Below are 26,299 nucleotides of genomic sequence, written 5' to 3' on the forward strand. Positions count from 1 at the left end.
GTGTTAGGCCTGCCGCCAGCGTTCAATCTGAGCCATGATCAAACTCTTCAATTAAAAGTTTTTTCGAACAATGTTCGACTCAATGAATTCTACTGTCATGCGCTAACTCTAATTAAAGAGTTAACTTGTCAAGTATGAACATTCTAAATCCGAAGATTCAGCATTGAGATTTAAATTTTTGATGACTTCAAAGAAGTCATTTCGAATAACTCAATACCCGTGAATGTCCACACAGATTACTTGATAAATTGTTAAAGAGCGGACTTGGTAACTGGCTTTTAATTGCCGTGTTCCGTGTCAGTGGTGCGCATTATAGGGATGTCAGATTTTACCGCAAGCCCTTTTTATAAAAAACTTTCAAAAACGCAATCAACCGAACAGTTTTTAAACTACTAGTTCAGTTAACCAGCAATTTAAGACCAAAAACGATGATATTGCCGTAATTAAATCAGATTATTGATGGTTTTTAACGTAATCAGGGACGTTAGCGATACTATCAACCACGGCTGTTGCAATGCTTATTCCGGCTTCATCTACTTTTTTACCGCTTCTTACTAATATAGCCTGACCAATACCGGCAGCTTTTGCAGCTCGAATGTCATCGGCTTTATCACCAACCATAAATGAGTTAGCCATGTCTATTTTCAAAAATTTGGCGGCATCTAACATCATGCCCGGTTTTGGTTTGCGACAGTCACAGTCTTGCTTATATTCGCCTAGGCCTTTATCAGGATGATGTGGGCAGTAATAAATGCCATCTAAGTCGACACCTTTATCTGCAAAGTTCCAATCCATCCATTCTGTCAAGAAATGAAAATCGTCTTCTGAATACATTCCTCTGGCGATTCCAGACTGGTTTGTCACGACTACGAGTTTATATCCCATCTTTTTAAGTTCTAGGCAAGCTTCAAACACGCCTTCAATATATTCAAAGTCGTCTGTTTTATAGACATAGCCATGATCTTTATTAATAACGCCATCTCTATCTAGAAAAACTGCTTTATTCACGCAAGGTATCCTCATTTCTATTCTGGCCGAATTATCTCATTGTCTGCTTATATGAGCCAGTGTCATGTGGATAATTCTCATTAATAAACATCTTTCACTTTATTATCGCTCCATGACGGGGTAACCTTGCTCGGTTATTTTAGAAATTTGTAGAGCTAGATGAGCAATATACCCCCGATTATTCATAAGACTCGTACTCAATTAGTTGTTGAAGTATTGCGAGAGCAAATCCTTTCTGGTGAAATCAAAGGGGGGGAGCCGCTTCGTCAATCTGCGATTGCCCAGCAATTGAATGTAAGTCGCATTCCTGTTCGTGAAGCCCTTGTACAATTAGAAGCTGAAGGCTTAGTTGATTTTGAACCCCATAAAGGGGCAACCGCGACTAAGCTTTCAGTTGAGCAAGTCACTGAACTTTTTGAATTACGTGCCATTATTGAAACAGACTTATTAGCCAGAGCAATTCCAAATCTACAAGATTCAGATCTTCAAGCCGCTGAACAAGTACTAGATGCTTTAGAACATGCATTAAAAATGGAAGAATCCGTTGCCAGTTGGAGTGAATTGAACACTCAGTTTCATACTTGTTTATATAAAGCAGCTAACCGTCCTCATACCCTTGAAGTGGTTGACGGTTTAAATACCAATTGTGATAGATACATCCGCTTGCAGTTATTACTGACGGGTGGAATCCCTACAGCAGAGCGAGAACATCGAGAGCTGCTCGAACTTTGCAAAGCAAAAAATATCGATAAAGCGACTTTATTATTGCAACAACATATCTTGAACGCCGCTGAAGCCATCAAGAAGCTAGTCATTAAGCAATTGAAATAGGCTGTTGTAGCATAAGTCGATATAGACCAGTTTATTAAATATTGAGAGAAGTATTATGCAATATGCACATATAACCGGATGGGGCAAAGCCGTTCCTCCTGCATCGTTAACCAATGATGATCTTGCGACATTCATGGAAACGTCTGACGAATGGATTAAAACACGTACAGGAATTAGCAAGCGTCATATTAGTCATGTTGATACATCGGTATTAGCCACTGTCGCGGCTAAACAAGCATTAGCCGCTGCGGGTATTGATGGCAGCGAATTAGATTTAATTATTTTAGCCAGTGCCAGCCCTGACACATTAATTCCAAATATTGCCGCATCGGTCCAAGCTGAAATTGGCGCGACTTGTGGTGCATTTGATATTAATGCGGCCTGTAGTGGTTTCTTATATGGCATGGGTTTGGCCAGCTCAATGATCAAAAGTGGTCAAAATAAAAAGGTATTAGTGGTCGGTGCGGAACGTTTATCATTTTATTTAGATTGGTCTCGCCGTGAAACCGCAGTTTTATTTGGTGATGGTGCAGGTGCTGTAGTACTTGAAGCCAGTACTGAAGAAGGCGGTGTTTTAGGATATGAACTAAATAACGACCCGGAGGCCCGTGAAATTTTAAAAGCTGGCTTTGGTACAAAAATGGATCGCTTTGATGTGAATTCATTAGACTTTTATATTCATTTGAATGGCCAAGAAGTTTTTAAACGTGCTATTCACGGTATGGGCAGTCTAAGCACCAAAGTGCTTGAAAAGTGTCAATTAGATAAAGCCGATATTGATTGGGTTATTCCTCACCAGGCTAACGAGCGGATTATTGATACGTTAATTAACCGGATGAAAATACCCAAAGAAAAAGCCATTGTGAATATTGCTAATTACGGTAATACCTCAGCAGCTACTATTCCCATTGCTATTTGTGATGCATTGGAGCAAGGTAAAATTAAGCCTGGTCAAACATTATTATCGTGTGCATTCGGCGCTGGTTTAACGTCTGCGGCGTTAGTCATGAAGTGGGGGGAGCGCGTTACGCCAATCAATTCATGTGATGCCAAAGTGCCTGATTGTGAGCAAACTGCGTTAGAATTGATTAAGCCTGCGGTTGATTTTTTCTTTAACAAAGCCAAACAACAAGACAGATAAGATAATTTGTTGTATGTAGCAGTTTAATTAGTCAGCCCGCTAAATTAGCGGGCTTATTTTATTGTCTCAATCAATTCATAACACTTCATTTGATGCCCTCCTCCCATGGCTGCAACTTGGGCTAACAATAGTTCCGCACAAGCTATGGCATCAAGTAATGCATTATGCCCTGCATAAACCGGTAAATGGTAACGCTCTCTTGACTCTCCTAATCGAACACAACCTTTAATTAATTGACCGTGTTGTCTTAAATAGCGTTTTTTTTCAATCCCTAAGGTATCAATAAATGGCATTAGCATTCTGAATCCAAATACTTTTTCAATGTAATTAAGTAAAAATGAGACATCCATCGGGGCATGATGAGCCACCAAAATATGACCCTTAGTGTGCTCTAAAAACCACAACACTGCTTGTTCAAGCGATAATGCATTTTCAAGTTGATTATCAACAATGCCATGTATTGTGGCACTGCTACCAACACTACCATCTATGGAGATCATTAAATGTTGTGCTTGTTGCAGCGGGATTCCTGCTTGAGTGATAGGCACAATACCCATACTGATAATTTGATCTTCAGTAGGATTAAGGCCGGTCATTTCTAAATCAATTGCCATGAGTTGCGCTTCATTTATAGACTTTGAAAATTGACTTAATAATGATTGTTGATACTCAATCAACCGTTCAGGGTTTATCACTGAACGCGGTATAGACTTTAATTTGTACTTCAAAATCAATGCATCAAGCCGAAATCTCGCCTTTAACCAGCTATCACTAATCACTTAAAAACTCCGCATGAATTTAAGTTTCAATCCAGATTGCGCATCATGTACTACCTTAAAAGCATCTCGTAATTGGTGCCGTAGTAAAGATGATAAATGTTGAGGCATTAAATAATTACTTACGGTTAAATTATTATTGGCTTGATAGCCTTGATTAGCTAAACGCATATGAGCAATAAACTCATGGGCATCGGCAAGATTTAGCGCATCCTTTCTATTAATAATGTTTGCGTCCATCAACAAGCGAATTCGTTTGGCGGTGTTCACCTCTTTTATGCCTGCACTAAGCGCATAGATTCGACCAATATCATTAATCAGTGCACTGCCTTTATGTTTTAAGTCCATTCCTTTAACTTCACTCCCATCGCGCTCTAACACAAATTTTCTAAAAAAGCCTAAGGGTGGAGTTTGTTGCAGCGCATTAGCCGTCATGCCAGCTAAAAATATATCATTGTCTTTAGTTTGATCTAATACGGTAGATTGCAGTTCATCAAATAAACTATGTGGGCCATAAACCGCACGCATATCAAAAAATATACTCGCATGCATTAACGCCTTAGGGTCTGGCGCACTCACCCATTGACTAAATTTATTTTGCCATTTTTTTAAAGGCATACGCCATTTAGGATTTTGAGCCATAATCTCGCCAGGACAATAAATATAGCCGCACAAATCTAACCCTTTACAGACCGCATGGGACAATTTGTCAAAATAAGCTGCCGCGAACTCATCAGGCTCTTCGGCTAAAAGTAAGCCATTATCTTGATCAGAACACGCCACTTGATCTTGCCTGCCTTGGGAGCCAAACGCTAACCAACAGAATGCCATAGGAGCTTTACCCAATAACTGTTGATTTAGCACAATGAGCCGTCGAGTCAGTGCGTCAGTTACTGAGGTGAGAATCCGGCCAATTTCTTCAGCCCTTGCATCAGCACTGATCAAATTTTGTAATAGCACAGGAATTTGTTTGCTCACATGAATCAGTTTTTCAATCGAATCTTGTCGGTCAATTTCGCCAATCAACAAGAGTGGCTGTGAACTTTGTGAGCGCAAAATATCGGTACTGGTCACCATACCTCTGGCTTGATTATTTTCTACCACTGGTAAATGGTGAATATTATGTTCGCTCATTAATAACATGGCTTCAAACACTAAGGCATTAGGCGCGATAGATTGAGGATGTTTTGTCATTACCGATTCGACAACAGCTTCACCACCTATACCCTCTGCTAAAACACGATTACGTAAATCTCTGTCAGTAACAATGCCCACTAATTGGTTGTTATCTAATACCAGTACCGACGACACTCGATTATCACGCATTAATTTAGCGGCTTCACAAACATTGGCATGTTTTTCGATGGATACAGGCTGGTGTGCCATCATATTGGTGATACGACTGGTGGTAGTATGATCTTTTGCCTTAAATTTATGCTCGTTACGCAAACGTTGAGCAAAAGCGCGGGTAAAGAAGGTATCAAATTGGCGATGATGACTTCTAAGCTCACTGAATAATGTGTGTGGTAAATGATAAATGAGGCCATCTTCTAAAATAGCGACTTTATTAACCACTTTCTCTCCGGATAGTAAAGTAGAAAAGCCAAAACACTCGCCTTCAGCGACCCGATCAACTAATACTCCTTGCGGATCTCTTACTTCAAACGCCCCGCTTCGCACCAAATACAGCTTAGGATTAATTGGATCAAACTCAACAAATGCACTGGCTTTAGCGTAGTAACCAATCGTAATTTCTCGAGCACAACGTGAAATAACATCATCAGGTAATGCATCAAAGGGCGCATGAGTTTGTAGAAATTGCTCAATCGGCTGTAACTCACTGGCATTCATGTAAAGACTCCATTCCACGATCCATAATAAACAATATACACACTATATTTGATAATTAGCATAAGACCAAAGCCCTACTAAATCAGGCACATTTTAATGAATCAAAAAAAAAGAGCGCCGAAGCGCTCTCGAAGGTAAGAAATAAATCTTAATGGTCTTGTGCTTCGCCAGCTCCTTGAGGGAAACGAATTGACTCCACCATATCTACAACATCTTGAGGTACTGCAGCAGTCACTTTACTTACTGCAAATGCCACGGCAAAGTTGATGAACATACCAACCATACCAAAACCTTCAGGAGAAATACCTAAGAACCAGTTATCACTGACATTGGCGCTTGGATTCACAAACTTGAAGTAAATGATATATGCCGCAGTGAATGTTAAGCCAGTTAGCATGCCTGCAATTGCGCCTTCTTTATTCACTGTTTTAGAGAAAATACCCATAATAATTGCCGGGAACAATGATGCAGCGGCTAATCCGAATGCAATGGCCACAACAGCGGCCACAAAGCCAGGAGGATTAATACCAAAGTAGCCTGCCATCACAACCCCTAAAGCAGCGGCTATTCGGGCGTATTTTAGCTCTTCTTTATCGGAAATATCGGGCATCAGGTTTTTCTTTAATAAGTCATGGGACACCGAGGTTGAAATCACCAACAACAATCCTGCAGAGGTTGATAACGCCGCCGCTAAACCACCTGCTGCAACCAGTGCGATAACCCAAGCAGGTAAATCAGCAATTTCTGGGGTAGCAAGCACCATGATGTCGCGGTCAATCTTCATTTCATTTTCTTCGCCTTTAGCGTAGTAGATATTGCCGTCGTTGTTTTTATCGTCCCAAGTAATTAAGCCAGTTTTTTCCCAGTTTTTAATCCATTGTGGCGCTGTTTCATATGCCACACCGGTAGACTCTGGTCCATTAATAGTTTCAATCATATTAACTCGCGAGAACGCTGCTAATGCTGGAACCGTTGTATACATAATAGCGATAAACACTAATGCCCAACCCGCTGATAAACGTGCATCTTTTACTTTAGGTACAGTGAAGAAACGTACGATCACATGGGGCAGACCCGCAGTACCGAACATTAACGCACCCGTAATAAAGAACACATCAATCATTGATTTAGAGCCTTCAGTATATTGGGAGAACCCGAGCTCGGCTGACAGTCCGTCAAGTTTATCTAGCAAGTAAACGCCTGTACCGTTGCCTGCCGCATCAATGAGTTCTGCACCAAAACCAATTTGAGGGAAAATATGACCTGTCATCATGACTGAAATGAAGATGGCTGGAACCATGAAAGCAAAGATTAATACACAATATTGTGCAACCTGAGTATAGGTAATCCCTTTCATACCGCCTAATACGGCATAGAAGAACACCACACACATACCAATGTAAACACCCGTGTCCACTTCAACTTCTAAGAAGCGAGAGAACACCACACCTACACCACGCATTTGACCGGCAATATACGTAAAGCAGATGAAAATTGCACAGATTACTGCAACGGTTCTTGCTGTTTGAGAATAATAACGGTCACCAATAAAGTCAGGTACGGTAAATTTACCGAATTTACGTAAATAAGGGGCCATACAAAGCGCTAGCAGAACATATCCCCCCGTCCAACCCATTAAGTAGACTGAACCATCATAACCAACAAATGAGACAATACCTGCTAATGAGATAAATGAAGCCGCAGACATCCAGTCAGCCGCGGTGGCCATACCGTTCATGACGGGAGGAACACCACCACCAGCAACATAAAACTCTTTAGTCGACCCAGCTCTAGACCAGATTGCAATGCCAATATAAAGTGCAAAGGTTGCACCTACAATAATATACGTTAACGTTTGAACATCCATTTCAGTGCCCCTTAATCTTCATGAACATTGTATTTTTTGTCTAGGGCGTTTGCTTTCACCACATAAACAAAAATCAGCGCCACGAATACATACATTGCACCCTGCTGCGCAAACCAAAAACCTAACTTAAATCCCATAAAGGTAATTTCGTTAAGCACGTCTACTAATAAAATTCCGCAGCCAAATGACACTGCAGCCCATATTGCTAGCAGTCCAAGTACTAAGCGTAAATTTTCACTCCAGTACCCTGCTGCTTTATCGTTATTCTCAAAAGCCATTGCGACTCCCCTGTGCTAGTTTTTATAAAGTCGAGTTGTAAATTCAACATTTAATCTAGCAAGTCACAGACGTTCGACAATCAAGACCTTAGTCTATAGTTAAAATGCGGCCCCAGAACAACAAGAAGAAAAGCCAAACAAAATCAACATCTTGAACAGAGAAAACTAATAAGGCATGCAGCGTAACGCACACAAAATTTAGACCAAAGTCGCATATTATTAGTCTAAAATAATGGGTTATAAGGCCGTTTAATCGCCACAATAAGATCGATTAACACTAAACAAGTATGTTGGTGTAGTTTAAAAAATGGAAAAAAGAACATGTATTAACAGTCAGTGGATACAGTGGATAAATATTATTCTCTTAATATCAATATTATGCACTAACCATTTGAACTAGCTTAAAATAACTTGACTGACCTTGTTAAAGTCCTAATTGAGGGTTAAAATTCACGTCTACACAAATAAAACATAGAGGTAAAGATTGATTAACAAATTAACGAATTACAAAAATCTTTTCTTTGCCACTTTTCTTGGCATGTTAGGGTTAATAATCAACTTATACCCCCTACCCTTTTTTGCTAACGTTCAATTTGTATTAGGCAATACTTTTACCGTCATTGTCGCTATTTTATGCGGCCCTTGGTACGCATTACTAACATCAATACTTGCATCTAGCGGCTTGATGATGATTTGGGAAAGCTACCACGTCTATTTGTTTTTTGGTCTAGAAGCCATTTTTATCGGGTTTTGTCGCAGACGAGACATATACGCATTGTATAGTAGCGTGATGTTTTGGTTGTTTATTGGAATGCCATTATTTTATTTTGTTGGTAATATCCTGTTTAATTTGCCCGCTGACCACCTGCCTTTTGTTACCATTAAACAAGCCATTAATAGCTTAATTTATACCAGTATCGCATCGCTCTTGATCTTAATGATCCCTAAACTATGGTTGTTTGAAACTAAAATAAAGGACAAAAAACGCCGTACTTTAAGCAAGCAAATGACGTATTTCATTACCTTAATGATCACCTTAACGTCACTATTCTCTACTTTGTACTTTAACTATACGTCTTTAATTACGCAGCAAAATCTGATTAAACAGAATCAAAATGAAACCGTGTTCCATTTAAGTAATTCAGGTGATCAATATGTAAATCATCACATTAAAGCAATTGAAAATGCGGCACAGACGTTTTCTTTATCTGACCCAAATAAGCAAAAACAGCAGCATGCACTAAATAGTTTGCATCAAAATTATCCTGGCTTTATCACGATGTTATTAACGGATAACAATTCGAAAGTAATTGCCGGTAGCCCGCTAACCAAGTTTCAGTTAACTGATGATATGAAAGTGAATGATAGAGATTACTTTATCGAGGCGTTTTATAACCAAAAAGTATTCATCTCATCGGTGTTTTTAGGGAGAGGTTTTGGTAATGATGCCATCATCGCCATTAGTGCCCCCTATTTTAATAGTAATAACCCAATGGAGCCGCAAGGCATTATCGAGGGATCACTAAATCTTCAGCACTTCACAACTATCGATTACGACTTTAAACAAACCAATACACAATCCATTGTACTAACCGATGAAAAAGGTAGCATCATTTACGCCTCAGACAGGCTTAATTTAGAGGTTATGTCACCTTTTGATTACAGTATTCACGCGGGAGCGTATAAAACAAAACTCAATTTATTGAACATTCATGATACTGATTCACTCATTCCAGAGTTTATCTATGCTAGTCACAAGATGAACAATGGCTGGATTATCTATTTAGTTGAGCCTTTTTTACCTTTATTAAAGCTTGCTGAAAAACAAATGTTTACTAGCTTCGTGTTATTACTATTCGCATTATTACTAAGCTTCTTTATTTCACATAAAATAAGTAAGTTGCTCACCGTGCCGCTAGAAATGGTGGCAAACCAGTTCGGGCAATTCAGTGAAAAACAAATCTCAACTCAAGTCTTGGACGAAAACTCACCTAAAGAGGTTTACAGTTTATATAACCGACTACTTAAAAGTAAGCAGCAATTAATTGCCCATCAATTAGAGTTAGAAGAAACCGTAGCGATACGAACTCACGAGCTAGAGTCAGCGAATAAAAAACTTAAAGCCTTAGTCGATAAAGACCCATTAACTCAACTGTATAACCGACGCTACGCCGAACAAAAATTTGCAGAAATAAGAGACTATTGTAAGCGCAGTGAACAAGCATTAACGGTTGCGATTCTGGACTTAGATTTTTTCAAACAAGTTAATGATACCTATGGCCACTTAGCTGGAGACGAATGTTTAAGACAAGTCGCAGATCTACTACGTCAATTCTACAAGCGAGACGTTGATGTTGTTGCCCGTTATGGCGGAGAGGAGTTTATTCTTATTTTACCTTTGTCAAACGCATTAAGTATTGAGCAACACTTAAATCAATTTCGCCTAGCACTAGCCCAAATGACCATCGTTGCTCCTAAAACCAAAAAAGAATTTTCATTAACCACTAGCATAGGAGCCATTACTGCTAACGCTGATTTTAACAAAGATATAGACCATTGGATAAAAGTAGCGGATGACAACTTATACCAAGCCAAAGCTCAGGGGCGTAATCAAGTTAGGCTCACTATTATTAATTCTGACTTGTCGGCTGAATAAAATTATCTAAGCGACTGACCATATAGGGATAAAAAGGGTTCCATTTTTGACGCAGCATACTGTTTCCACTGATTGAGAACAAACCACTTTCTGATTGAAAAATGGCTAAGCCAATTTGAACCGTGTCAGAGTTTTCTTCATAAATAGGCCCATAGAGTGGATCTTCAAGCGGGAAAGGTAACGCAACATGCGACAATGAAAAAACCCCTTGCGGCCATTTTAAAACTAATTCTGACGTCGCATGATGTTCAGCGCTACCGATATCTCTCACTTGAACAAGTGTTGTATCTTGGTGGGCACTTTCAACTAAGGTTACACGATAGTCCAATTCTGTTGACGCCCAGTTGAGCTCAAAAAACTCCAATGGATCATTATTTAGCAATAGGCTGATATTGGCATCGCGGCGAATATCAAACATCACAAGCTCATGTTGTTTTTTAGGTAAATGCTGATAAAAATCATCTACAACAGCAATAGATGACACCGTATGGTCAACAATAGATTGAAACGTTAATGTGGATGGAATATTGCGCTTTTGCTCAGTAGAAAAGCTTCGTAACAACTGTTTATTTCTTAATGTAAGTTGATAAACCACATCCCCAGCATTAACTGCAAACGACATATATTTAAATGGATCATATTCTGTTTCAATTGTATTCCATAACAACTTTTGCTGATCTAATACCGTTCCTAATTTCGCTTGCCAGTACGCGCCTTGAGCTATTGGTGCTAAACCAATAGCTGGCGACATAAAAATCATTTTTTCATACCTAGTTGGCTTATTTTCATTAATCGCTTCAAGCTCATGGTTTAAAGCTAAAGCAGCTCCAGTCGAAAAGCCCACCACATAAAGCGGCTTACCATTAAGTTGCTCTAGCAGATGATCTGTCGCCAAAGACACCGCACCGGCTAAATCTGGCCAAGTAATTTCAGTTAAGCCAGAAGGAATAGTCCCGTGTCCCGGTAATCTGAGACCTACAATGTGTGCTTGATGTTGATAATGTTGCGCAATATGCGAAAGTGAATAAGGAGAGTCTGACATTCCATGAATCAATAATAAGCCAAACTCAGCTTCAGGATTCTTCCATTCAAATGATCGGTTCCAATTTTGCTGCCATAAACTTGGATCAGATGAACTTCCCCGTTCGTAGCGATTAATCGGCGATGTCACCAGCGGCTGATATTGATCATAAATTAGCGCGTCCATTTGCTTAAACAAGCCATCTTCTAGCTCAAGATATTGCTTAAAATCAGTTAAACCTGATTGTTGATGATATTCATTCTTTAAATGCGTAGTATGCCAAATTGACAATTCAGGCCGAGAGTTCAATAACCATACAGCTAACATCACCATTGCAATGGCTACGCCTACAATGCCATAAAATAAAGCAAACAATAGATGTTTTGTCGAACCTAGAACAATAGTACGCATGGATATCCTTATTAATAAATACTACATTATCTGCACTACGAAAAAGTTAGCTAATAATTTAATTTAGCTTTGACTGTAAAATTAGTCTTTATAAAGCAAGTTGTTATACGCAAAGTAGCTTAACTATATTCTATGTGGTTAACAGTCATAAATCTAATAGGTTTTTTTCGGAGGAAAAATGAAACCACAGAGGAATTTTCATTTTGAACAAGTCGAGTATATTCAATATTTTGGAAGTTCAACGCCTGAAGTTCTGTTTTATCTTCCAACGCCAGCACTTATACCACACCAATGGCGACCACAAGCCCCAGATGCTTTAGAACAATTGATCCATCTAAACGGAAACCATTGGCGTAAAATTATTAATATTATTTGTAAAATCGTGTGCCATAATCCCAATAGTTGGCGAGAGATTAAACCGGTTTTATTGCAACAAAGCCCAAATACTCATAAATCTGTGGCAATTGTGGTGGTAGATGCTGAGAATTTGACCAAGGTGTCTTTTACACCGCAAACACAGCATATTGTGTGTTCAAAAAAACTGCATGAATTGCTTACTAATCTAACAGATAAAATTGACTCAATAGAGAAATACTCAATAGAAGAGTTAGTGTTTAATCAAAGACATAAAATACAACTGCATCCACCAGTGTATTTCACTCCTTATTTAGATTATCGGCAGTTCCCCAATGGTTTAATCGACTTATTGCGAAAGCAACTACATCCTGATGTAGCAAAGTCAGATCCTCGACAACAGGCACTCGGGATGACGTGAAAAATAAGCCTTACAGATGACGAAAAAACAAGTATTCCAGATGACGAGAAATAACCCCTACTTCGTCATTCCGGCAACGCTTTTGAGCCGGAATCTACTTGTATAACAACACAGTCAGATCCTCGACAACAAGCATTCGAGGATGACGTGAAAAATAAGTATTCCAGATGACGAGAAATGCCCCTACTTCGTCATTCCGGCAACGCTTTTGAGCCGGAATCTACTTGTATAACAACAAAGTCAGATCCTCGACAACAAGCATTCGAGGATGACGTGAAAAATAAGCATTCGAGGATGATGAAAAAACAAGCATTCCAGATGACGAGAAATAACCCCCTACTTCGTCATTCCGGCAACGCTTTTGAGCCGGAATCTACTTGTATAACAACAAAGTCAGATCCTCGACAACAAGCATTCGAGGATGGCGAAAAAACAAGCATTCCAGATGACGAAAAATACCCGCTACTTCGTCATTCCGGCAACGCTTTTGAGCCGGAATCTGCCTGTATAACAACAGAGTCAGATCCTCGACAACAAGCATTCGAGGATGACGTGAAAAATAAATATTCCAGATGACGAGAAATACCCCCTACTTCGTCATTCCGGCAACGCTTTTGAGCCGGAATCTGCCTGTATAACAACAGAGTCAGATTCTCGACAACAGGCATTCGAGGATGACGTGAAAACCAAGCATTCCAGATGACGAAAAAACAAGTATTCCAGATGACAAGAAATCCCCCCTACTTCGTCATTCCGGCAACGCTTTTGAGCCGGAATCTGCCTGTGTGACAATAAAGCCAGATCTTCGATAACTATTTAATCATAAATAGTTGGAATAGCTTGTCTTTTATGCTGAGTGCGTTGGTAAATAGCAATAAGTTTTCGCTCTACACTTTCTTCAACGGCTTTACCTTCAAGAAAGTCGTCAATTTGATCATAAGTTAGCCCTAAAGCCACTTCATCTTCAAGCTGAGGCTTATCATCTTCTAAATCAGCGGTCGGCGCCTTTTTAACAAGAATTTCAGGAGCGCCTAAATAAGCGGCTAATTGACGTACTTGGCGCTTGTTCAAGCCAAATAAAGGGGCTAAATCACATGCTCCGTCGCCAAATTTAGTGTAAAAACCGGTAATATTCTCTGCGCTGTGGTCAGTACCAACCACTAAACCACCTACCATTCCGGCTATTTCATATTGTGCAACCATACGCATACGCGCTTTAACATTACCTTTTACAAAATCAACTTTATCTGTTGAAGGTAGACCAATACCAGCTTGCTCTAATCCCGCTAGAGTGGCTTGATGAACACCTACAACACCTTCAGCAATATTGACGGTTACTTGTTTCGTAGGTTGAATGAACTGACACGCTAATTGCGCTTCGTCTTCGTCTTTTTGAACTTGGTAAGGTAAACGAACGGCAATAAATTGATAATCTTTTTGTTCGCTTTCATCATTTAAGCTATCAACCGCTAATTGACATAAACGGCCTGTTAATGATGAGTCAACGCCACCACTAATACCTAATACTAATGAGCGACAATGCGCCTCTCTGAGTTTAGCTTTAATAAAGGCGACACGTCGTTGTACTTCATATTCAGGCTCAATGGCCTTAAGCACATGCATCTCTCGTAAAATTTGTCCTTTCATTTCAAGCTCCTCAATTTAAATCACTGCGGCTATTCTATAAAAAAAATCGTAAAAAAAAACGATAATGACTCAACATTATCGTTTTATTTTGGCTCAAAGCCTCTATGAGTGCATTTTGGGTTTATCTTTCCCAGTACGACTCTTCTAAACTGTCTTCTTTTTCGGGTAAACCTCTGGATAATCTTGGGCTGTGCTGTGCTAATACTTCATAAGCTACACGGTTGGCATACTTACACACTTGTGAAAATGACGAATAACATAGTCCATCACGCTTATGTTTACTTGACCCCGGAACATTAGTTTTATGGAAACGATTAGCTGAAAGGTCGTGTAATAGCGCAGATAACGCACCGTCACCAGCACCATTCGTATTGCGAATATAATCAGGCCCACCCATATAAGGGGCAATATGCGCATAAACCTTAATTGGCGAGTCACAATCTGCTTTTAACATCGGTCTTGAAAATTCATAACGGTTAAATTCAGGAATAGCGCCTGGCAATAATGGATGGCTAGTTTCACGCTTGGCACTGTCTTCTGCATAACCTGCAGTATATAACCCAATAGGGCCTGCGGTGGTCAATACCATGTCACACCATTCAAGTGCGGCTTCAGAGGCCAATAAAGGGTCTTTAAAGCCGGTTAGTGCTTCTCCCTCATCTTCGTTCATTGCCAAAATAGTGACATGCTCTTTAATAAACTCTTGCCACCAAACAGGGTCTTCTTGAATCAAAAAACGGGTACCTAATGTCAGCACTACGGGCACATCTGCATCTTTTGCGTATTGAATTGCTTGCATGGCCGCCGAGGTCATACCGTCACCCTCACTGGCTCGCATTAAATACGCGGTAATCACCAATGCTGAACTGCCCTGCACAACATCTTTATTAATATAATGTGGCGTTAACTTATCCATTGACCCCTTGCTAATTGCAAAGGTACGTTCGCCGTCAGCTGAAATCAGCGTAAAACAACGACCTATTGGGCCATCTACAGGCTGTAAGTAATTTAAGTCAACTTTAGAAGAGGTATTACATAAGTAGCGATAGGCATAGCTACCCACCATAATATTTTGGCTCATTACTCCAAAAAGTACTGAACGGTCATCAGCTAAAATAGAATAATTATGAACCGTATTACCAATGGTACCACCAGCAAATTCGTCGCTGATCATGTCATTTGACTTCAGCTCATTGTACAAAGCATGGGCTTGGTCATCGTTTATAAGAGTGGAGTTTCCTTTAGGCAAGCCATAACGTTCAAGTAAGTCTTCGGCGACCTTGGCTTCTATATCAACTAAGGTTTGGTCAATACCACAAATATAACTGGAAAAAGGCTGCTCCTGCTGGGTAAGTTGAACCAATAATGGATCACGATTACTAACAGGAAAATAATGCTTCGACTTACGTTGACCAGGAAACTTCATAATAGATTCTCATGAGTTTGCATCCATGCAGCGAAATAAAACAGGGCGATTAAAACCTCATTAAGTCAGTAATGGCACTCATTTCTGACTCAGAAATAATAGTTCAAAGTGAACATTTATTCTGCAGCTTAATAAAAGGCGGCGAATCATAGCATATTCACTTTATGAGATTAAATGACTTTATCTTGCAGTTTAACCATCAATTCTAGCTGTTCTTTATCACGTAAAATACAACGCCAAATACAGTGGAGCAACACCATTTTTTAACGGAAAAGCACAGCAACTGTTTAGTAAATAAAATAGTTGAAATGAGTTACAAAAAAGCCTGCAAAATGCAGGCTTTAATTAAAGTGTGCTTTGCAGCACATTTTGAGTAAACAATTATTTTAACGTTGCCGCTAATTGTTCACTTACAGCAGCAACTGATTGAGTACCATCAAATTTGTTGTACTGTGTTTTACCTTCTGCTGCCACTTTGCCATAGTAATCAACTAATGGCTTAGTTTGCTCGTGGTAAATACCAAGACGCTTACGTACTGTAGACTCTTCATCATCTGGACGAATAGCTAAGTCTTCGCCTGTTACGTCATCCTTGCCTTCAACTTTAGGTGGATTAAACACAACATGGTAAACACGACCAGAACCTGGGTGTACACGACGACCACTCATACGCTTTACAATTTCTTCGTCTGGCACATCAATCTCAATAACATGATCAATTTCAATGCCATTTGCAGCCATTGCATCAGCTTGTGGAATAGTACGTGGAAAACCGTCAAGCAAGAAGCCTTTAGCACAATCGTCCTGCGCGATACGTTCTTTCACTAAACCAATGATTAAGTCATCTGATACTAGTTGACCAGCGTCCATCACCTTCTTAGCTTCTAGGCCAAGTGGTGTGCCAGCTTTAACTGCAGCACGTAACATATCACCAGTAGAGATTTGTGGGATACCATATTGCTCCATAATGAACTGAGCTTGAGTACCTTTACCGGCACCAGGGGCACCTAATAAAATAATGCGCATCTCTAAAGTCCTCTTTAAAATATATTTATTTTTAGGTCGGCGATTCTCGCATATCTGCCTCACTATTCATAGTAGCTAAGGCGATACATTAGACCTATATCTAATAACAATGGCGATTTAAACCATCATTTTTGTTTAATACAGTAAGGTATATAATTTACGTCGATACTGATTCGCCAACGGGTTGCCTTGGCCCATTGCCGTCATAATCTCAAGAAATACCTGTTTAACTTTTCCGTCAGCAGCAGCTAGATCTTTTTGTAAAATACCAAACAACAAGTCTAAGGCTTCTTCATTACGCTGGGCGTTATTGAATGCCATTGCCAGTTTGATTGATAACTCAACATTGGCTGGGTCAGTTTCAAGCTGTTGTTGTAAATCACGAATTTCAGGGGTATCAGCTGCTTCTTCTGCTAACGCTAACTTGGCTTTAAGGTTTTGGTAGTAGCTGTCTTGGTCAGCTAAGCCAATGGTCTCTAGCAATGTTTTTGCTTCAGAAACCGAGCCTAATTGTAGATACACATCAATCAGTACCAAGCGTACTTCTGCTGCATTGTCTGATTGAGTAATAACCTCTTTTAACTGCGCAGCCAATTGTGCTAAATCATCAATTGATAATGCTTCTGTTGCCGCTAATTGGGCTTTAACAGCATCAAACGATTGCACCCACATTGGTGGTAAATGCTTATCTAGCATGGCGGTGACGCTTTGGCTGTCTTGTAAACCCGCAAACCCATCAATAGGGCGACCTTTGTCTAAAATCAACGTTGTCGGCAAGCTTTGAATTTGGAAATATTGGGCAATTTCAGCTTCAACTTCACAATCAACACTGGCTAAAATAAACCGTCCAGCTTGGGCATTTGCCAGTTGTTGCAAGGTTTGCAGCATTTGCATGCTTTCGGGTTGCTGTTGTGCAAAAAACGTTAGCACAACCATTTTTTCCATCGAAGCATCAACAACTTGCTGGATGTTTTCTTTTGTCAGAGAAATGATATTTTCCATACGTTCCCTTAAATGTAAAAAGCGGACATAGTGTCCGCTTTTAGTGCTAACATGTTTTACTTAAGGCTTGCCATCAACATTTGGTTCATCAATTTAATGAACGCAGATGGGTCAGCTAAGCTACCTTTTTCTGAAAGTAACGCTTGTTGTAATAACAGTTTTGACCAATCAGCAAATAATTGCTCATCTTGCTCGTCATTCAAACGCTCAACTAATGGGTGAGTTGGGTTAATTTCAAATGTCGGCTTTGACTCAGGTACAGGCTGACCAGCAGCTTGCATCAATTTGATCATTTGTGTCGACATTTCGCCTTCACCAGTCACCACACACGCTGGGGTATCGGTTAAACGAGTGGTCACTTTAACGTCAGAAACGCTATCACCTAATGCGGTTTTAACACGCTCAACTAAGCCTTTCGCTTCTTCAGCTACTTTCTCTTGGGCTTCTTTATCAGCTTCATCTTCTAATGAACCTAATTCTAAGTCGCCTTTGGTGACTGAATGAAGTTTTTTGTCTTTAAACTCAGTTAAGTGGTTAATTAACCATTCATCAATACGCTCTGACATTAATAATACTTCAATGCCTTTTTTGCGTAATAATTCAAGGTGAGGACTGTTAACAGCAGCGTCATGGCTGTCAGCAACAATGTAATAAATCTTGTCTTGGCCTTCTTTCATACGGCTAATGTAGTCGTCTAAAGAAACCGTTGTGGCTGCGCTGTTGTCATGGGTAGACGCAAAGCGTAATAAACCGGCAATACGCTCACGGTTAGCAAAATCTTCTGCTGGACCTTCTTTCAATACTTGGCCAAATTCAGCCCAGAAAGTTTGGTACTTTTCAGCGTCATCTTTAGCTAATTTTTCAAGCATACCTAGTACACGCTTAGTGAGTGCTTGACGTAAAGACTGCGTCACCTTGTTGTCTTGTAAAATTTCACGAGACACGTTTAACGGCAAATCATTTGAGTCAATTAAGCCTTTTACAAAACGTAAGTAGCTTGGCATAAATTGCTCAGCGTCATCCATAATGAATACGCGTTGTACAAATAACTTTAAGCCGTGCTTATGGTCGCGGTTATGTAAGTCCCACGGCGCTTTAGCTGGAATATACAGTAAGCTGGTGTATTCTTGCTTACCTTCAACGCGATTATGAGCCCACTTTAGTGCGTCACTGTAATCGTGTGAAATATGCTTATAAAACTCTTGATACTCTTCATCTGAAATATCTGATTTGCTACGAGTCCATAATGCAGTAGCCTTGTTCATTGGCTTCCAGCTACCTTCAGTGGCAGCAATTTTCTCGCCATCTGGGCCTTCTGATTCAGGAGTCCCCTCTTCAAACATTTCAACAGGAACAGAAATATGATCAGAATATTTAGTGATGATAGAGCGTAAACGGAAATCGTCAGCAAACTCAGTTTCTTCATCGCGAAGGTGTAAGGTAATTTCAGTACCGCGAGTGTTTTTAGTAATGTTGTCGACGCTGAAAGATCCTTCGCCTTCAGATTCCCACAACACACCTTCACTAGCAGGCTGACCCGCTGCACGAGTACGAACGGTCACTTTTTTAGCCACAATAAAGGCTGAGTAGAAACCAACACCAAATTGACCAATTAACTGTGAATCTTTTGATGCTTCGCCCGACAAGTTACTGAAAAACTCTTTAGTACCTGACTTAGCAATTGTGCCTAAATGTTCAATAACACCGTCGCGGGTCATACCAATACCATTGTCTTCAATAGTAACAGTGCCCTTTTCTTTATCAGCACTTACGCGAACACGAAGCTCGCCGTCACCTTCATAAAGGTTATCGTCTGAAAGCGCTAAGTAACGTAACTTGTCTGCTGCATCGGCAGCATTTGAAACTAATTCACGTAAGAAAATCTCTTTATTTGAATATAAAGAGTGGATCATCAAATGCAGTAGTTGTTTGACTTCGGTTTGAAAACCATGGGTTTCTTGCTGTGACATGAATAATTCCCTTGCTATAACTTTGAGATATTACAAAAACGATAACCGGACACATTAAACCTTCATTCTATGGTGAAGTATGGGCCAGTAATCACTCTTAAAAGCTTCGATATACAAGAGATGGGGCTTGTGAAATGCATTTCAAGGGGGAAAAATCTTTTTGTTGCTTTTTAAGCCACCTTATCTAAAGGTGGCTTAAGTTATTACAGCTTAATGCGACCATTAAAAGACAATGCAAGCGTGGTGCTGTCAACATATTCGAGTTCGCCACCCACAGGGACACCATGAGCAATTCGGCTAATAACCACGTTATGACGTCTTGCCATATCTGCAATGAAATGCGCCGTAGCATCACCTTCAACCGTTGGGTTAGTTGCCAAAATTAGCTCAGTAACATCGTTTGAACTTAATTGTTGCTCTAATAGCGCCAAGCCTAATTGTTCAGGCCCGACTCCATCAAGCGGCGATAAATGGCCTAATAAAACAAAGTAACGTCCGGTAAAATGACCACCCGCCTCAATAGCTAATACATCGGCAGGCGTTTCAACTACACAGATTACTTCAGCATTGCCGCGTTTATTACTGGCACAAATTGGGCATAAGGTTTCTTCGGTAAAGGTTCGACACCCTTGGCAATGGCCCACATCAGACATGGCTTTTTGTAACGAGTCAGCTAATTTCAGCCCCGCTTTTCTTTCACGCTCAAGTAATTGAAACGCCATACGCTGGGCAGACTTAGGGCCAACGCCCGGCAATACGCGTAAAGATTGAATAAGCTCATCTACAAGCGGGCTGAATTTCATCATATTGGGTAAAACCTTTTACTGCGGTATTTTTTGCAGGAATAAATAAAAGCCTGATTATTCCCTGACTAAGATATGAATGCAAAGAGAATGTTCAACTGAATGCTTTTTATTTGTTTATGGGATATCGCCTAAACTAATGACTCATAATCATTGCTTTTACTGCATTTTTTACTGTTTATGTGACCTTAGAAGCATTATTCCGCTGCATTTTCTACAGACGATGCACTAAAATCTATACTTCATCACCATATAATTGAATCAAATGCCTAGCGCTAATCAAGTGACACAGGCTATTTCACATCTAAAACATAATAATACTCAACAAAAAGTAATATTAAAAAGGACACGGTATACATGACTCCTAGTAAGCGACTTGTTATTCCAGGCGTTATCACTGGCTTGTTAATACTGATTCTCGCCGCCGCACTCAAACCCGCTCCAGAACAAGTGATAAACTTTGATAATGCTAAATTGGTTGAGGTTATCGAGCTTAAACAGCAAGTGGTCGCCCCAAAAGTGAAAGGCTTTGGTCGAGTATCCCCTAAACATGTCTGGCAAGCGGTTGCCGAGGTCAGTGGTAAGGTGATTTATCGTCACCCGCAATTGGAAACCGGCCGAATATTACCGGCGGGCACCTTGTTACTACAAATTGATCCCCTTGAATACCAGTTAACCTTAGCGCAAACGCAAGCTAATTTGAGCTCAACCGAGGCACAGCTGGTTAAACTAGAACAGCAAGAACAAAACTTAAAACGCAGTTTGAAACTAGAAACTCAAAAACTGGCATTAGTGGAGCAGGAATACCAACGTAAGCAAAGCCTGTTAACTAAAAACTTAGTGTCTAGTTCAGAAGTGGAAAGCCAAAAACAAACTTTATTGGCACAAACCAATGTGGTGCAAGATTTACAAAGCAATATCAAGGTGATGGCTGATGATAAGAATGTGTCTTTAGCACAAAAACAAGTCAACCTTGCCCAAGTTGAAGATGCTAACCGTCGTCTAGCACAAACCCAAGTCACCTTACCCTATGACTCGCGTTTATCTGACATCAACATTGAAGAAAACCAAGTGGTCACCATGGGTGAAACCATGTTAGTTGCTTATCAACTGGATACGGTTGAAGTTAAAGCAGAATTTTCATTACAAGACATGCGCACTTTGGTACAAAGTCTTAAAGACCCGCTTGCATTACACAGTGCTTCACAGCCAAACGCGATGCCGTCAATCGAAAACGTTAACTTACGCGCGGCCATTACTTTTCAAGCAGGAGACAATGCTTTTTCATGGCCAGCTAAAGTCACCAGAGTGTCTGAAACCGTTAACCCTAACCAAGGCACTATTGGGGTATTTTTAGAAGTAGAACAACACCTTAACCAGTTAAATATTTTACAGCGTCCGCCCCTTACCAACGGCATGTTTATCAGCGCCAGTATTGAAGGTGGCAGTGCTAATTATTTTTCAGTCCCTGAAAAAGCCCTACGCAATCAGCAGTTATACATATTAAAACCAGACAATACCTTAGCCATTATTCCGGTTACGATATTATTTCGCCATGATGAAGGCGTGGCAATTTCAGGCGCAATAAACGTAGGTGATAAGGTGATCACAAACGATTTAATCCCCGCTATTGAGGGCATGGCACTGAAGATTCGCTCAACCACAACCGATAATTTAGCGGGAGCGAACAAGTGATAGGATACGTAACTAAACATCCCACGCTTGCCAACTTAATTATGCTGAGCTTTTTATTGGTAGGCTTGTTAAATGTGGGTTCTATTAAACGAGAAACCTTTCCTGAGTTTTCGCCGCCATTCATTACCGCATCGGTTGTATACCCCGGCGCCTCGCCTGTAGAGGTTGAAGAAAGCATTTGTTTAAGTATGGAAGATGCCGTTGACGGTCTGGCAAACATTGAAGAAACCCGATGTGATGCCCAAGAAGGAATGGCTAATCTCACCCTCAAACTGCAAGATAATGCTGATATTGGCCGCATGTTGATTGATGTACAAACACAAATCAGCGCCATTAAGAACTTCCCCACTGAAATAGAATCTCCCATTGTTAAAGAGCTTGATTGGGCTGAACCTGTGGTTGATATTGCCGTAGTTGCCGATACAACTTGGCCAGAGTTAAAACACTATGCTGAAGATTTAAAAAAACGTCTCAAAGTTGATGGCGGTATCAACTTAGTATCAATTTCGGGCTTTTCAGATCATCAAATCAGAGTTGAGTTAAACGAAGTCGATATGCGTCGACTAGGGCTTTCGGCTGCCGATATTGCTGATAAAGTGGGCCGTCAGAATGTTAAAATGCCCGCGGGTAATATTGAGTTAAAAGATAAAAACCTGCTCATTCGCTTTGATGAACGAAAAATTACCCCTCACAGCTTAGGGCAAATCATTGTTACCTCAGACATTGACGGCAGTATTGTACGTTTAAACGATATAGCCACCATAACTGACCGCTTTGAATTAGACGAAGAACACGTGATGTTCAACGGCAAGCCTGCGGCAATTATTAAAATTCAAAAAAACAAAGCAGATGACGCCTTACAAATCAAACAGCAAGTTAATGAGTTTATTGACAAAGAACGCTTAACCGCCCCTGACGGAGTCACCCTAACCTTAACTAATGATATCTCATCACTATTAAAAGACCGCTTAGACATGATGCTTTCCAATGGTTGGCAAGGGATCATTTTGGTGTTTTTCAGCATGTGGCTATTTTTCTCATTACGATATTCATTTTGGGTTGCCGCTGGGCTTCCTGTGGCCTTTTTAGGCGGCCTATATCTTATGAGTCTATTCGGTGTTTCAATTAACATTATGAGCCTAGTTGGCTTGTTGATGGCAATTGGGATCATGATGGATGATGCCATTGTGATATCTGAATCCATTGCTGCACATGTTGATAAAGGCGTCGATATTGAAGATGCGGTAATTCAAGGAGTCAAAAAAGTTGCACCTGGGGTTATTTCATCTTTTATCACCACAGTACTTATATTTAGCGCACTGCTGGGGCTAGATGGACAAATGGGTCAAGTGTTATCGCAAATTCCCATGGTGTTGATTATGGTGCTGTCTATTAGCTTAATTGAAGCATTTATTATTTTACCCAATCATTTAAACCATTCTTTGAAGCACCAAAAGCCAGCTAAAGATGATGCCAAAACCAATCCTTTTATGCGATTTAAGCTTAGATTTTTATCTGCTTTTGAACGCTTTAGAGACAAACAACTAGTACAAGCCGTTACCACAGTGGTGAAATGGCGCTACGCCAGTGTGGGAATTACCATTGGGGTGTTATTTTTATCATTTTCTTTAGTGAGCAGCGGCGCATTAAAATTTGTGCCCTTCCCTGAGCTTGACGGCGATATCGCCGAAGCCAGAGTGTTACTGCCACCCGGCTCAACCTTAGCGCAAACTCAAGCAGTAGTTGAACAAATTATTGCCGCAGCGCAGCAAACAAGTGATCAATTTACACAAAATAATGACGAGCCTAGCCCATTAATTGAAGATATTACCGCCCAATATAACTTCAATGCCGACGCAGGAGAAAGTGGCCCACATGTGGCTACAGTCAGGCTAGATTTATTGTCAGCAGAAGTTCGTAATACCTTAATAGATGATTTTCTACATGCTTGGCGACTGGCCTCTGGAGAAATGGCTCAACCCATTGCCGTGGTATTTAAACAACCCACAATGGGGCCTGCTGGGCGTGATATTGAATTACGGATTCAAGGAGAAGATTTAACTGAGCTAAAAGCAGCCTCAGTGTCTTTACAACGTTACTTGAGCCAGTTTAATGGCGTAAATGGCATTATGGACGACATGCGTCCGGGCAAAGAGGAAATTAAAGTCAGCCTAAGACCGGGGGCAGAAGCCTATGGTATCGACGGCCAAATGGTGGCAACACAACTCAGAAGTGCTTATTTTGGCCAAACGGCCGACGAAATTCAGGTGGGGCCGGAAAATATTGAAATTGAAGTCAGGCTCAATAAGCAACAAGCCGGTGACTTACAAGCCTTATCCAATTTTAGCATTATGCTTGCCGATGGAAGCCAATTACCGCTCTCTTCAGTGGCAATTTTAGAATACCAACGGTCTTATGTACGCATTCAGCGCATAAATAGTTTACGTACTATTACCGTAATGGCTGATGTTGATAATCGTCATGCCAACAGCGCAGAAACCAATGCCAAAGTATTAAACGAATGGATACCACAAATTAAACAACAGTATCCGCACATTAGAGTGGATTTTGAAGGTTCAGCAAAAGAAACCTCTAAAACCTCATCGTCATTAATGAAAGGGTTTATTGTGGGTTTATTTGGCTTATTTGCCATTTTAAGCTTTCAATTTAGAAGTTACCTAGAGCCCGTTATTGTGATGATTGCCATTCCATTGTCATTAATCGGCGTATTGTGGGGACACTTCCTACTGGGACACAGCTTATCTATGCCTTCAATAATGGGCTTTATTTCACTGGCAGGTATTGTAGTCAATGACTCTATTTTGCTGGTGCAATATATCAGGCACCATGTTGACCAAGGTCAAGACGTTTACCAAGCGGTTGTTAGCGCATGTAAAGAGCGATTTAGAGCGGTATTCCTAACCTCTTTAACCACCGCGGCAGGCTTATTACCTCTATTACTAGAAACCAGTTTGCAGGCACAGGTTGTACAACCTTTAGTGGTGTCGATTGTATTTGGTATTTTTGCCTCTACCTTGCTGGTGCTGTTTATTATCCCCTGTGCTTACGCCATTTTGGCTGATTTTAATAAAGTGAAACAGCATGTAGAGATCTAATATTCTCATTGTAAACAGCCACCTTATCGGTGGCTTTTTTTATTGCAATGCACTTCATAAAGCGTCGTTCAATTCAACGAGTATGGTTGAGCCAAGGTGTATTATGCAATGATGTGCCAATGACGGTATTTTTAAGTGATTTTGAAGAATATGAAGGTGGAGAATTAATCATTGCGGCTGAGTTTGGCAAGTAGTAATTTAAACTTCCGGCATGTTATACCGTTTTGTACTCATAAAGCAGTTTTCATAATGTTTATCACAACCTGCCCCATCAATTAAGCCAAACTGAATTAACGGCTTGATAGCTTAGCAATAATAAACGCATCAGTTGTCGTCTTATGTTCGACAGCCATATAGTTTTTAGTGATAGTGTGTAACAAACTGAAACCGTGTTTAACAAGTTGTTCTTCAATAAAGACCAACGGGTGATAGTAGATATACACTTGATCCCCATTTTTAGAAGTTTGAAATCCCGACTCTGCTTCGTCATCGTCCATAAAACTTAAATAAAGCAGGCCCCCTAGATGCAGTTTTTTAGTGATATTATCCAGTAACTGCACCACCTCATATTGGCTAATATAAGGAATGCAAAATCCGCATATTACCGCATCAAACCTACCGGCAACGTTTATCACATCACGACAATCCAGTTGTAATACACGGGCTTGTGGATTGTTTGCTTTAGCCAAGGTAACCATATTGGGAGCAAGATCGGTAGCGGTAATCACTAGCTCAGGTAATTTATTGAGTAAATAGCGAGTGATATTTCCCGGGCCACATCCAAGCTCTAATACCTCAGCTTGTGGCTTGTGTAGTAACTGACAAAATACATCATAGGTTTGTTCATATGGCGGATACTGCATGTATTTATCTTGATATTGCTTTGCCATTTTATTAAAGGTACTAACAGACACAGCCACATTATCCATATAAAAACTCCGACAAATATTGACCAAAATAAGGCAAGTGTTAACTTGCCTTATTCGTATGCTAAATCAG

The 26,299-nt window shown here is 40.3% G+C and carries 21 protein-coding genes; 8 read left to right on the plus strand and 13 right to left on the minus strand.

The annotated features are described in order from the left end of the window. Positions 1–453: 453 nt before the first annotated feature. Positions 454–1,017: a D-glycero-beta-D-manno-heptose 1,7-bisphosphate 7-phosphatase gene (gene gmhB, locus L2672_RS14470; RefSeq protein WP_248996635.1), complete on the minus strand. Its 564-nt coding sequence runs from the start codon at positions 1,015–1,017 to the stop codon at positions 454–456. 150 nt (positions 1,018–1,167) lie between these two features. Between gmhB and L2672_RS14475 the strand changes: the two genes are divergently transcribed. Together L2672_RS14475 and L2672_RS14480 are read left to right on the plus strand one after the other, a co-directional pair. Further along, the gene (locus tag L2672_RS14475; RefSeq protein ID WP_248996554.1) at positions 1,168–1,839 is read left to right on the plus strand and encodes a GntR family transcriptional regulator; all 672 of its coding nucleotides are present in this window, start codon (positions 1,168–1,170) and stop codon (positions 1,837–1,839) included. A gap of 55 nt (positions 1,840–1,894) precedes the next feature. Beyond that, a complete protein-coding gene (locus tag L2672_RS14480) occupies positions 1,895–2,980 on the plus strand; it encodes a ketoacyl-ACP synthase III (RefSeq protein ID WP_248996555.1) in 1,086 nt (361 codons plus the stop codon). Positions 2,981–3,033: 53 nt separating this feature from the next. Here L2672_RS14480 and L2672_RS14485 read toward each other — a convergent pair whose 3' ends face one another. From L2672_RS14485 to L2672_RS14500, 4 genes are all read right to left on the minus strand, one after another. Further along, complete coding sequence (locus L2672_RS14485) at positions 3,034–3,759, minus strand: exonuclease domain-containing protein (protein ID WP_248996556.1); 726 nt, start codon at positions 3,757–3,759, stop codon at positions 3,034–3,036. After that, on the minus strand, positions 3,760–5,607 hold the full coding sequence (locus tag L2672_RS14490) for a DUF294 nucleotidyltransferase-like domain-containing protein (RefSeq protein WP_248996557.1): 1,848 nt from the start codon (positions 5,605–5,607) through the stop codon (positions 3,760–3,762). It abuts the gene before it with no gap. Positions 5,608–5,755: 148 nt separating this feature from the next. Continuing rightward, positions 5,756–7,474, minus strand: coding sequence for a sodium:solute symporter family protein (locus L2672_RS14495; RefSeq protein WP_248996558.1), 1,719 nt, complete (start codon positions 7,472–7,474; stop codon positions 5,756–5,758). An 11-nt stretch (positions 7,475–7,485) separates the two neighbouring features. Continuing rightward, on the minus strand, positions 7,486–7,752 hold the full coding sequence (locus tag L2672_RS14500) for a DUF4212 domain-containing protein (RefSeq protein WP_248996559.1): 267 nt from the start codon (positions 7,750–7,752) through the stop codon (positions 7,486–7,488). 484 nt (positions 7,753–8,236) lie between these two features. Between L2672_RS14500 and L2672_RS14505 the strand changes: the two genes are divergently transcribed. After that, positions 8,237–10,408: a diguanylate cyclase gene (locus L2672_RS14505; RefSeq protein WP_248996560.1), complete on the plus strand. Its 2,172-nt coding sequence runs from the start codon at positions 8,237–8,239 to the stop codon at positions 10,406–10,408. Here the strand turns inward: L2672_RS14505 and L2672_RS14510 are convergent. Then, positions 10,383–11,840, minus strand: a complete 1,458-nt coding sequence (locus L2672_RS14510) for an alpha/beta hydrolase (protein ID WP_248996561.1) — start codon at positions 11,838–11,840, stop codon at positions 10,383–10,385. The genes L2672_RS14505 and L2672_RS14510 overlap by 26 nt on opposite strands. Before the next feature lie 178 nt (positions 11,841–12,018). Here L2672_RS14510 and L2672_RS14515 point away from each other — a divergent pair, with 178 nt between their 5' ends. Further along, entirely contained in the window at positions 12,019–12,615 is a 597-nt protein-coding gene (locus L2672_RS14515) for a DUF6942 family protein (RefSeq protein WP_248996562.1), read from the plus strand. A 294-nt stretch (positions 12,616–12,909) separates the two neighbouring features. Then, positions 12,910–13,191: a hypothetical protein gene (locus L2672_RS14520; RefSeq protein WP_248996563.1), complete on the plus strand. Its 282-nt coding sequence runs from the start codon at positions 12,910–12,912 to the stop codon at positions 13,189–13,191. 240 nt (positions 13,192–13,431) lie between these two features. On the opposite strand, the gene nadE is transcribed toward L2672_RS14520, so the two are convergent. The 6 genes from nadE to recR form a co-directional block, all read right to left on the minus strand. Beyond that, positions 13,432–14,262 (minus strand): ammonia-dependent NAD(+) synthetase, encoded by an 831-nt coding sequence (gene nadE / locus L2672_RS14525; RefSeq protein WP_248996564.1) that lies wholly within the window; start codon positions 14,260–14,262, stop codon positions 13,432–13,434. A gap of 121 nt (positions 14,263–14,383) precedes the next feature. After that, positions 14,384–15,688 carry an inosine/guanosine kinase gene (locus L2672_RS14530; protein WP_248996565.1) on the minus strand — a complete coding sequence of 435 codons (1,305 nt, stop codon included), beginning with the start codon at positions 15,686–15,688 and terminating at the stop codon, positions 14,384–14,386. A gap of 381 nt (positions 15,689–16,069) precedes the next feature. Next, a complete protein-coding gene (adk, locus tag L2672_RS14535) occupies positions 16,070–16,714 on the minus strand; it encodes an adenylate kinase (protein ID WP_248996566.1) in 645 nt (214 codons plus the stop codon). 135 nt (positions 16,715–16,849) lie between these two features. Next, entirely contained in the window at positions 16,850–17,716 is an 867-nt protein-coding gene (locus L2672_RS14540; RefSeq protein WP_248996567.1) for a co-chaperone YbbN, read from the minus strand. Between the two features lie 56 nt (positions 17,717–17,772). Then, positions 17,773–19,686, minus strand: a complete 1,914-nt coding sequence (htpG, locus tag L2672_RS14545; protein WP_248996568.1) for a molecular chaperone HtpG — start codon at positions 19,684–19,686, stop codon at positions 17,773–17,775. 203 nt (positions 19,687–19,889) lie between these two features. Continuing rightward, positions 19,890–20,489 carry a recombination mediator RecR gene (recR, locus tag L2672_RS14550; RefSeq protein ID WP_248996636.1) on the minus strand — a complete coding sequence of 200 codons (600 nt, stop codon included), beginning with the start codon at positions 20,487–20,489 and terminating at the stop codon, positions 19,890–19,892. A 357-nt stretch (positions 20,490–20,846) separates the two neighbouring features. Between recR and L2672_RS14555 the strand changes: the two genes are divergently transcribed. Genes L2672_RS14555 through L2672_RS14565 form a run of 3 tightly spaced genes read left to right on the plus strand, consistent with a single transcriptional unit; the run spans position 20,847 to position 25,494 of the window. Then, positions 20,847–22,184, plus strand: a complete 1,338-nt coding sequence (locus tag L2672_RS14555; protein WP_248996569.1) for an efflux RND transporter periplasmic adaptor subunit — start codon at positions 20,847–20,849, stop codon at positions 22,182–22,184. Beyond that, positions 22,181–25,300: an efflux RND transporter permease subunit gene (locus L2672_RS14560; RefSeq protein WP_248996570.1), complete on the plus strand. Its 3,120-nt coding sequence runs from the start codon at positions 22,181–22,183 to the stop codon at positions 25,298–25,300. The genes L2672_RS14555 and L2672_RS14560 overlap by 4 nt, the downstream gene beginning before the upstream one ends. Before the next feature lie 47 nt (positions 25,301–25,347). Next, on the plus strand, positions 25,348–25,494 hold the full coding sequence (locus L2672_RS14565) for a hypothetical protein (RefSeq protein WP_248996571.1): 147 nt from the start codon (positions 25,348–25,350) through the stop codon (positions 25,492–25,494). A 96-nt stretch (positions 25,495–25,590) separates the two neighbouring features. Here L2672_RS14565 and L2672_RS14570 read toward each other — a convergent pair whose 3' ends face one another. Beyond that, on the minus strand, positions 25,591–26,229 hold the full coding sequence (locus L2672_RS14570) for a class I SAM-dependent methyltransferase (RefSeq protein ID WP_248996572.1): 639 nt from the start codon (positions 26,227–26,229) through the stop codon (positions 25,591–25,593). Between the last annotated feature and the right edge of the window lie 70 nt (positions 26,230–26,299).

Origin of the sequence: Shewanella gaetbuli, assembly GCF_023284065.1 — a bacterium.
In the GTDB taxonomy this organism is placed as follows: domain Bacteria; phylum Pseudomonadota; class Gammaproteobacteria; order Enterobacterales; family Shewanellaceae; genus Shewanella; species Shewanella gaetbuli.